This is a genomic window from Neobacillus sp. NPDC093127, from assembly GCF_044754175.1.
Lineage (GTDB): Bacteria > Bacillota > Bacilli > Bacillales > Cytobacillaceae > Neobacillus.
In genome coordinates this window covers 1-4,205 of record NZ_JBIVOP010000048.1, presented here as the reverse complement: position 1 = coordinate 4,205, position 4,205 = coordinate 1, and the positions used below count along the sequence as shown (strand labels likewise).

Below are 4,205 nucleotides of genomic sequence, written 5' to 3'. Positions count from 1 at the left end.
TCGAATTGAACGGATGTTTCCATTCCGGAATTAGGGCGTGATTCCCTAACGCGATTCGCAAAAAACTCTGTTCGTTTTGCGTGCTAAATGGAATAACTTATATATTCGTTTAGAACATATAGATAGTGATATACACAAATGTCTATATTTTTAGGAACGGTATGTTACTAATAACAGCTCCATTTGGTAAGTTTCCATTTGCCAATCATTATGATTAAACCTCATCCTCATTAACGCTATAATGAAAGAGACAATTGCTTCAACATATTTCTACTATGCCAATGGAGTTTGGTACGATTAAGGAAAAGGAGTGAAAGTAGATGCAACAAAATCAATTTGAAAAGATGAAAAACGGAAAAGGATTTATTGCAGCACTGGACCAAAGTGGTGGAAGTACACCTAAAGCACTAGCTGCTTACGGTGTCTTAAAGGATGCGTATCGGGACGAGGAAGAAATGTTCAATCTTGTACATGAAATGCGCACAAGAATCATCACATCACCCGCTTTTGATTCGAGTAAAATTTTGGGTGCTATTCTGTTTGAAGAAACGATGGATCGCAAAATCGAGGGTAAATATACAGGTGATTATCTTGCTGAAGTAAAAGGCATTGTACCATTTTTAAAAGTAGACAAAGGGCTCGCTGAGGAGAACAATGGCGTACAAATGATGAAGCCAATCACCGATTTAGACGAAACATTAAAGCGTGCGAAGGAACGTCATATATTTGGTACAAAAATGCGTTCAGTTATAAAAAAAGCCAATACAGCGGGAATAAAAGACGTTGTTGATCAACAATTTGAGGTTGGTAAACAAATTATCAATGCAGGTCTGATTCCAATTATCGAACCCGAAGTGGATATTAACAGCCCCGAAAAAGAAAAGTGTGAGGAGCTATTAAAAGTAGAAATTCTAAATCATCTCAATAATTTGAGTGAAAATGAATTTGTGATGTTAAAATTAACGATTCCTACACAAGCAAACACGTACAAAGAGCTTATCGACCATCCAAAGGTTGTTCGTGTCGTTGCACTATCCGGTGGTTATTCAAGAGAGGAAGCCAATGAAAAGCTAAAAGTTAATGAAGGACTAATTGCTAGCTTCTCCAGAGCCTTAAGCCAGGATTTGAATGTCAAACAAACAGATGAAGAATTTAATGCAGCACTTTCAAAAGCAGTTGAATCTATTTACGAAGCTTCAATTTAAAGAGAACAGTGTCTGTCTTTAAAAAACAATAATGAAGGAGTTTAAACAAGCCGAAATATCAAGTTTCTATACAAAACTTGATATTTCGGCTTGTTGTATTTTTATCCTCGTTTACTTATGGTAAGGTTCTCCACACCCACTTAACCAGCAGTTTTTTTACAAATCAGTTTGTGGTAAGTCCTCAATTGACTACAAATAAAATTTACGAGAGAATATATAAAGAATGCATGAAAGAAAGGAGGATTTCAGTGGAACATCGCTCACTAATTCTGCTTGGGTTACTCATGGGACAAAGTCAACACGGATATCAAATTAATGAATTTATTGAAAGAAACTTAAGTACAGTTACAGATATGAAAAAGCCTACTGCTTATGCTACTCTGGATAAACTAAATCAAAAGGGATTTATAGATATTCAGTTAGAACAAGAAGGAAATAGACCCACCCGAAAAGTGTACTCTATAAATGAAAGCGGCCGAAACTATTTTTATCAATTACTATTGGATAATCTGTCTTCTGCCGAAAGTGTTAATTACCAAGGAGATATTGGGTTAATGTTTATTGATTTTCTTCCGTTGGATAAAGCAATACCGGCCTTGAAGGAAAGATTAAAGAAGAACAAAAAGCTAATAGATCTATTTAACCAAACCCCTGCACATGGAATACGAACCGGTGTTAATCTTGCAGTCAAACATAAAATTACAATGTTAGAAGCAGAAGTTGCCTTTCTTGAACAAAACATTCAACATCTTCTTCATTCGGATTAAATTTTATACCCATATGAATCAATGGAACCGACCGAGGGTTCCTTTTTTATTTGAATCTCAATAAAAAATTATCATATTTTAACCACATAGTCACAATTGACTAATCAATAAAAAACTAATATAATTTTATTAGTCACGTGTGACTAATAGTATTTACATTAAAGGAGTGACGTACATTGTTTCTTGCTATAAGAGAGTTAAAGCATGGTAAATTACGGTTTCTGATGATTGGCGTTATAACTGTCCTGATTGCTTGGGTGGTATTCATTCTTTCTGGTTTAGGTAACGGCCTTTCCACTCTTAGTGCGGCAACATTTAAAAATATGGATGCCAATTATGTGACTTTTGAAGATGGATCAAGATCCTCTATGAGTCGATCGTTATTGAGTGAATCATTGGCAGAGAAACTAGAAAGCCAACCTAATGTTTCAGCTGCATCAGGAATGGGTGCGACCATGGGAACCGTACTTAATCATTCTGATTCTGATGATAATGAAAAAGTAGATATTGCCATATTGGGAATAACACCTGGTAGTTTTCTAGAACCCAATGTGATTGACGGAAAGCCGCTTCAAGCAAATAAACCTTTGGAAGTGATCGCTAATGAAACTTTAAAGAAAAAGGGCTTTAAGATTGGTGATACGCTGAAGATAGAAGGGTCATTAGAAAAAATGAAAATTGTCGGGTTTGTTAAAAATGAAACATATAATCATTTACCTGCAATTTTTACTACCCTGGATAAATGGCGCTCTATTCAATTTGCAGCACCTGGTTCTGATAAAGGAATTGAGAAACCTGTAAATGGGATTATGCTGCAAGGGGAAAATGTCGACTCAGAGAAAATAAAACAGCTATTCAAGAATACTGAAACAGTAACCAAGGCCCAAGCCATTCAAGGAATGCCTGGTTATAAAGAAGAAAATGGCACGATTATGATGATGCTTGCTTTCCTTTTGGCCATCTCGGCATTTGTACTGGGTGTATTCTTCTATGTACTTACCTTGCAAAAATCAAATCAATTTGGCATCTTGAAAGCCATTGGCGCCAGCAATCGATTCCTTGGAAGAGCCATTGTATCCCAAGTATTTCTATTATCATTTATTAGTATTCTAGCAGGAATCTTGTTAACCTATGGGACAGCCCTTATTCTTCCGGATGAAATGCCATTTTCACTTGATCTTAAATTAGTTGTTCTTTATGCCCTTTTATTACTTGTGATTTCAATTTTAAGTTCATTGGTTTCCGTTCGAAAAATAACAAAAATAGACCCACTTCAAGCGATTGGGAGGATGGAATAATGTCAGGAATACAATTTAAAAATGTCTCTAAACTGTATCAACAGGGTGAAAATCAAGTTCTTGCCCTTGATGATATCTCCCTAACTGTGGAACAAGGTGAGTTTATTGCTGTCATTGGCCCATCAGGTTCAGGTAAGAGTACCTTTCTCGCAATTGCAGGCGCCTTACTCCAATCATCTAAAGGCGAAGTTATTCTTAACGGAAAGAGCCTTAATCAGTTAAACCCTAAGGATTTAGCGCGATTGCGGTTAGAGGAAATAGGATTTATTTTGCAAACAAGTAATCTAGTACCCTATTTAAATGTTCTAGAACAATTACTTGTAGTGAAAAAAATGGCAGGGAAACTAGTAAAAGAGGATAAGGAATTTGCAAAGGAATTATTACAAAGTCTCGGTTTAGCAACAAAATTAGAAAAATTACCTGAACAGTTATCTGGAGGAGAACGACAGCGTACTGCAATTGCTCGTGCTTTTATTAACAATCCATCTTTTATTCTAGCAGACGAGCCAACAGCAAGTCTTGATTCGAAAAGGGCTCATGAAGTGGTTCAACTCATAGCCAAAGAAACAAAAACAAGAAACAAAGCAGCGATCATGGTTACCCATGACGAACGAATGCTGGAATACTGCGATAAAGTGTATCGAATGGAAGATGGCAGACTTAAACATGATGATTCTTTCAGTCATGAAAAGTTGAAGACAATCTCTACTAAGGGATAAACATTTGCATAAGAAACGAAATTAAATGGAGGAACAAGGTATCTTTAAAAATAGTAAAGTAGGGATTTCTAATTTATTATTGTGGAGAAATTTTAGATTAACACTAATCCAAATTTGAATATAATCGAGTAGAGGGAAAATAATTAATTATTTTCGCCCCTCTCACACCACCGTACGTACGGTTCCGTATACGGCGGTTCAATTTATATTACAGTG

The 4,205-nt window shown here is 35.9% G+C and carries 4 protein-coding genes; all 4 read left to right on the top strand.

Going from position 1 to position 4,205, the window contains the following annotated elements; all coding sequences use genetic code 11:
- Positions 1 to 320 precede the first annotated feature (320 nt).
- Complete coding sequence (locus ACIQCO_RS27835) at positions 321 to 1,205, top strand: fructose bisphosphate aldolase (protein ID WP_400435392.1); 885 nt, start codon at positions 321 to 323, stop codon at positions 1,203 to 1,205.
- A 248-nt stretch (positions 1,206 to 1,453) separates the two neighbouring features.
- Positions 1,454 to 1,972 carry a PadR family transcriptional regulator gene (locus ACIQCO_RS27830; protein ID WP_400435390.1) on the top strand — a complete coding sequence of 173 codons (519 nt, stop codon included), beginning with the start codon at positions 1,454 to 1,456 and terminating at the stop codon, positions 1,970 to 1,972.
- Between the two features lie 176 nt (positions 1,973 to 2,148).
- A complete protein-coding gene (locus ACIQCO_RS27825) occupies positions 2,149 to 3,270 on the top strand; it encodes an ABC transporter permease (protein ID WP_400435388.1) in 1,122 nt (373 codons plus the stop codon).
- The gene (locus tag ACIQCO_RS27820) at positions 3,270 to 3,989 is read left to right on the top strand and encodes an ABC transporter ATP-binding protein (RefSeq protein WP_400435386.1); all 720 of its coding nucleotides are present in this window, start codon (positions 3,270 to 3,272) and stop codon (positions 3,987 to 3,989) included. Before ACIQCO_RS27825 ends, ACIQCO_RS27820 begins: the two co-directional genes overlap by 1 nt.
- The last annotated feature ends 216 nt before the right edge of the window (positions 3,990 to 4,205 follow it).

Coding starts and splice junctions, on each gene's coding strand:
- ACIQCO_RS27835 (WP_400435392.1), top strand. CDS start 321: ATGCAACAAAATCAATTTGAAAAGATGAAAAACGGAAAAGGATTTATT.
- ACIQCO_RS27820 (WP_400435386.1), top strand. CDS start 3,270: ATGTCAGGAATACAATTTAAAAATGTCTCTAAACTGTATCAACAGGGT.